This is a genomic window from Inquilinus sp. (assembly GCF_057815775.1).
The window spans coordinates 1-4,391 of record NZ_JBYRFX010000627.1 but is presented as its reverse complement, the minus strand read 5'-3'; the positions used below and the strand labels follow the sequence as shown (position 1 = coordinate 4,391).

The following is a 4,391-nucleotide window of genomic DNA, read 5'->3' as shown; positions in this document are numbered from 1 at the left end:
AGCGCCGATTCGATGTCGCCGGCCTCGATGAAATGACCCTGCTGGTCGCCGCGCTTGGCCCAGACGCCGGCGAAGCAGTCGGCCTGCAGCTCGACCCGCACCGACAGCGCATTGGCGTCGGCCTCCCCCATGTTGCGGCGCAGGCCGTCCACCTTGGCCATGATGCCGAGCAGGGTCTGGACGTGGTGGCCGACCTCATGGGCGATGACATAGGCTTCGGCGAATTCGCCCGGCGCGCCGAACCGGCCGCTCAGTTCCTGGAAGAAGGCGGTGTCGAGATACACCTTGCGGTCGGCCGGGCAGTAGAACGGGCCGGCGGAGGTGCTGGCCACGCCGCAGCCCGACCGGGTCTGGCCCGAGAACAGCTCCAGCTTCGGCGCCGTGTACTGGCTGCCGGCCTGTTTGAAGATGGCGCCCCAGGTGTCCTCGGTGCTGCCCAGCACGGCGGCGACGAACTGGGTGGTCTGGTCGTCGCGCGGGCTGCTGCCGGCGCCGGATGGGGCGGAGGCCGTCTGGGTCTGATCCTGGGGGCTGCCGGTGTCGAGGCTCTGCAGCAGCGCCGAGGGATCGACGCCGAAGAACAGCGCCACCAGCACCACGACGATCGCGCCGACGCCGCCCACGCCGCCGATCGCGGCCGGGCGCATGCCGCCGCCACCGCTGCCGCGCTGGTCCTCGACATTGGTGCTGCGTCTCAGATCCTGCCACCGCATGGATGCTCTCCCTCGCTGCGCCCTGTGACAACCCGCCGCGACCGTTCCGGTTCCTATTCTACGGGACGTTACGCGGTTGCGCGATCTGCCATCGTTTCGCCCCGCGGATCCGCATAGGATGGCGTGTCGCCCCGCTCCGGATGATCCGAATTGGCCCAGATGTCCGCACCGTCCGTCCCGGCCCTGCCGGCCAATCGCGACCGGAGCCTGAGCGCCCTGGTGTTCTTCGAAGCGCTGGCGATCTTCGTGTTCGGCCCGCTGTCGAGCGTGCACGAGGCGTCGCGCCACATCTTCATCTTCAATTCCTGCTTCATCGTGCTGGCCGGGCTCTTCGCCATCTCGCGCCATGCCCGGCTGGCGAAGCTGCTGATCGGCCTCGGTGTGGTGCTGCTGCCGCTGCAGCCGCTCAGCCTCTATCTCGGCCAGCTGTGGCTGACGTCGGTCTATATCCTGCTGTTCGTCGCGTTTCTGCTGCTGCTCAGCTGGATCATCCTGAACCATGTGTTCCGGCGCAGCCGGATCAACCTGCACTGCATCCTCGGCGCCATCGCCGTCTACCTGCATATCGGCCTGGTCTTCGCCCTGCTCGGCACCTTGCTGGTGCTGCATGTCGGCGACAAGGCCTATGCCTTCGCCGATGTGATCGAGGTCGAGCATGTCCGCCTGCTGTCGCGGATGATCTATTTCAGCTTCACCACCCTGACCTCGGTCGGTTATGGCGACGTCACGCCGGTGTTCCCGCTGGCGCGGTCGATGGCCAATCTGGAGGGGCTGTGCGGCCAGCTGTTCCCGGCCATCCTGCTGGCCCGGCTGGTGTCGATGGAGATCGAGACGAGGCACGCCGATTGACCGCCATGTACCGGATCGCCGCTGTCCTGCTGTGCCTGGGCGGCCTCGCCGTCGTCCTGCTGGCCCAGGCGGGGCCGAAGACCGGCGCCAACAGCTGCCGCTGGGCCTATGACAACCGCTGCGACGAGCCGGGTATCGGCAGCGGCGACTGTGCCGCCGGAACCGACACCGATGATTGCCGCGCCATCCGTGCCGGCGGCGACGACAGCTGCCAATGGTCCAAGGACCACAGCTGCGATGAGCCGAACATCGGCAGCGGGCTGTGCGCCGACGGCACCGATGTCAGCGACTGCCGGGCGCTATACAGCCGGCGCAACCGCGACAACAGCTGTGCCAGCGCCTTCGACGATATCTGCGACGAACCGGGCATCGGCACCGGCCGCTGCGTCGCCCGCAGCGACACCGCCGACTGCCTGGGCCGCGACACGCCGGCCGGCATCCGCGACCATTTCTTCGGCCATGACCATCGCCGCCTGGCCACGCCCGACCGCCTGCCGTGGAGCACCATCGGCGAGTTGAGCTTCGACAACGGCTCCTGCTCCGGCACCCTGGTCGGCCGTCGCGTGGTGCTGACCGCAGCCCATTGCTTCATGCGCGAGGACAATTCGCTGGACCGGCCGACCCGCTTCCGCGCCGGCCGGGTCGGGCTGCGCCAGGTGGCCGAGGCCGGCATTGCCGGCTTCTTCATCCCGCCCGGCTTCCGCGAGGGCCGCGCCCGCGGCGGCGAATCCTGGTACGGGCTGGACTATGCCCTGGTGCTGCTCGACGCCGATATCGGCGACGTCACCGGCACCATGGCCGTGCATCGGCTGAAGCCGGAAGATCAGGCCGACATCGCCGCCAACCGCTGGGTCCGGGTGATGCAGGGCGGCTATTCCTGGGATGCGCCGGACCGGATGACCGAGCATGTCGGCTGCCGCATCGTCTCGCTGCGCGACGACGACACGCTGCTGCACGACTGCGACATGACCAAGGGCGACAGTGGCGGCCCGATCTTCATCAAGCAGGGCGGCGGCTATGCCGTCGTCGCCGTGGTCAGCCGCTTCTATGGCGGCGATGACGGGCAGCGCTCCTCCTACCTCGCCGTCGACAGCCGTGCCTTCGAGAAGGCCGTGACCAAATACGTCGCCACCCATGGCGGGATACCCGCCATGGCGGCTGCAAAATGAACGGTCGGGGAATCCTCGCCGCCATCGCGGTCCTGCTCAGCCTGGCCTGCCTGTCCGCCCCGGCCGTCGCCGACAATTCCTGCCGCTGGGTCCGGGACGGCACTTGCGACGAACAGCGCTTCGGCGGCTCCGGCGACTGCAAGCCCGACACCGACGATGCCGACTGCGCCGCGGTGAAGACCGGCGACAACAGCTGCCATTGGGCCTTCGATGGCCAGTGCGACGAGCCCGGCATCGGCACCGGCGAATGCGATGCCGGCACCGACACGACCGATTGCCGTGCCCTTCACGCCGGCGGCACCGACAGCTGCCACTGGGCGCATGACGGCACCTGCGACGAGCCGGGAATCGGCACCGGCGTCTGCCCTGATGGCACCGACATCAGCGATTGCGGGGCGTTCTATTCCAGGCGCAACCACACCAACAGCTGCGCCACCGCCTTCGACGATGTCTGCGACGAACCCGGTATCGGCACCGGAAGCTGCGAGGCCCGCACCGATACGGCGGATTGCCTGGGCCGCGACACGCCGCTGGGGATTCGCGACCATTTCTTCGGCCATGACGACCGCCGGATGATGAAGCCGGACCGCATGCCCTGGACCGCGATCGGCGAGCTGGTGTTCGACAGCGGCGGCAGTTGCACCGGCACCCTGGTCGGCCGCCGGGTGGTGCTGACCGCGGCGCATTGCTTCTTCCGCGACGATGGCAGCCGCGATGCGCCGGTGCGCTTCCGCGCCGGGCGGGATGGCGACGAGGAGGCCGCCGGGGCCGGCGTGGTGTCCGAGACGCTGTCGCCGGAGTACCGCAACGAGGATTCGGACGACGACGATGCCGGCGCCTCCTACGGCTCGGACTGGGCCTTCGTCCTGCTCGATGCCGATATTGGCGACACGGTCGGCACCATGGCGGTGCACCGGCTGACCGCCCGGGACGAGGCGAAGATCCGCGCCCATGACTGGGTGCCGCTGATTCAGGCCGGCTATGCCTGGGACGCGCCGGATCGGATGACGGCGCACAGCGGCTGCCACGCGCTGGCGCTGCGCCGCGACAACACGATGAAGCACGACTGCGACATGACCAAAGGCGACAGCGGCGGCCCGATCTTCATGAAGCAGGGCGGTGGCTACGCCATCGTCGCGGTCGTTACCCGCTTCTTTCACGATTCCAGTGACGAGAACGCCTATCTCGGCGTCGACAGCCGGGCCTTCGCCGATGCGCTGGCAAAGTATCTCGCGGCGCATGGTGGATAACGCGCAGGCCCGCCCTACGCATGGGGGGTGAGCGCGCGGCGAGGGGGCTGGGCGTCCTTCTTCGTTGCACCGCGACCGCGAAGGCCCTAGCGTGCCGCACGCCATGACCGACGCGCTCCACGCCGCTCTTCTTCCCGAGGGTTTCTACGACGTCCTCCCGCCCGAAGCGGCTCAGGAGGCGGCGGTGATCGAACGCATGATGACGGTGCTGGGCGGTCACGGCTACGACCGGGTCAAGCCGCCGCTGGTCGAATTCGAGGACACGCTGCTGTCCGGCGTCGGCGCCAGCATGGCCCGGCACACCTTCCGCCTGATGGACCCGATGGGCAGCCGCATGCTCGGCCTGCGCGCCGACATGACGGTGCAGATCGCCCGCATCGCCCGCTCGCGCCTCGCCGCCGCGGCCCGGC

5 protein-coding genes are annotated in these 4,391 nt (G+C 69.0%); 4 read left to right on the top strand and 1 reads right to left on the bottom strand.

The window, feature by feature from the left end; genetic code table 11:
- A partial coding sequence (gene ypfJ / locus AC3XYG_RS21860; protein WP_489141978.1) for a KPN_02809 family neutral zinc metallopeptidase occupies positions 1-713 on the bottom strand: 713 nt, incomplete at its 3' end.
- Positions 714-872: 159 nt separating this feature from the next.
- Here ypfJ and AC3XYG_RS21855 point away from each other — a divergent pair.
- From AC3XYG_RS21855 to AC3XYG_RS21840, 4 genes are all read left to right on the top strand, one after another.
- Positions 873-1,562 carry a potassium channel family protein gene (locus AC3XYG_RS21855; RefSeq protein WP_489141977.1) on the top strand — a complete coding sequence of 230 codons (690 nt, stop codon included), beginning with the start codon at positions 873-875 and terminating at the stop codon, positions 1,560-1,562.
- A 5-nt stretch (positions 1,563-1,567) separates the two neighbouring features.
- A complete protein-coding gene (locus tag AC3XYG_RS21850; RefSeq protein ID WP_489141979.1) occupies positions 1,568-2,731 on the top strand; it encodes a trypsin-like serine peptidase in 1,164 nt (387 codons plus the stop codon).
- Complete coding sequence (locus tag AC3XYG_RS21845; protein ID WP_489141976.1) at positions 2,728-3,981, top strand: trypsin-like serine peptidase; 1,254 nt, start codon at positions 2,728-2,730, stop codon at positions 3,979-3,981. Before AC3XYG_RS21850 ends, AC3XYG_RS21845 begins: the two co-directional genes overlap by 4 nt.
- A 103-nt stretch (positions 3,982-4,084) precedes the next feature.
- Positions 4,085-4,391, top strand: a 307-nt coding sequence (locus AC3XYG_RS21840) for an ATP phosphoribosyltransferase regulatory subunit (RefSeq protein WP_489141975.1), incomplete at its 3' end; no start/stop codon positions are given.

Coding starts and splice junctions, on each gene's coding strand:
- AC3XYG_RS21850 (WP_489141979.1), top strand. CDS start 1,568: ATGTACCGGATCGCCGCTGTCCTGCTGTGCCTGGGCGGCCTCGCCGTC.
- AC3XYG_RS21855 (WP_489141977.1), top strand. CDS start 873: ATGTCCGCACCGTCCGTCCCGGCCCTGCCGGCCAATCGCGACCGGAGC.
- AC3XYG_RS21845 (WP_489141976.1), top strand. CDS start 2,728: ATGAACGGTCGGGGAATCCTCGCCGCCATCGCGGTCCTGCTCAGCCTG.